This window comes from Bacillus cereus group sp. N6 (assembly GCF_016483705.1).
Classification (GTDB): Bacteria; Bacillota; Bacilli; order Bacillales; family Bacillaceae_G; genus Bacillus_A; species Bacillus_A wiedmannii.
This window is the reverse complement of the sequence record NZ_JAEHBI010000247.1, coordinates 1-333: the sequence shown is the minus strand read 5'-3', so window position 1 is coordinate 333 and position 333 is coordinate 1. Positions and strand designations below refer to the sequence as shown.

The window sequence follows — 333 nt, the reverse complement described above, 5'->3', positions numbered from 1 at the left end:
AACTTTGATGTAGTAAATGTATTCTCTAGTGGACTTGGAAAAGTGCCAAATGCTAGAGAATTTTTTATTGGTACAGACGGTTTTGTTCGTGATGGATTCCTGGACAAGACGAAAGAACGAGCAATGAACATTCTAAAAGGAAAAGATTTAGAAGATCCATTGTTCCCCTTCATCTGCAAAATTGATAATCCGGAAGAAATCGATAATCCTGATGTGTGGGAAAAAGCGAATCCTATGTTTAGTGAGCCAAGAAGCACTTATGCGAAAGGGTTATTCAAAAAGGTATTCACTCAATATAAACAGTTAGCAAATAATCCATCCAATCGTGAAGAA

Annotated in this window: 1 pseudogene; it reads left to right on the top strand. The window is 36.3% G+C overall.

The features are described from left to right. Positions 1–333 (top strand): annotated as a pseudogene (locus JDS99_RS31165) (terminase large subunit); the annotation flags it as partial.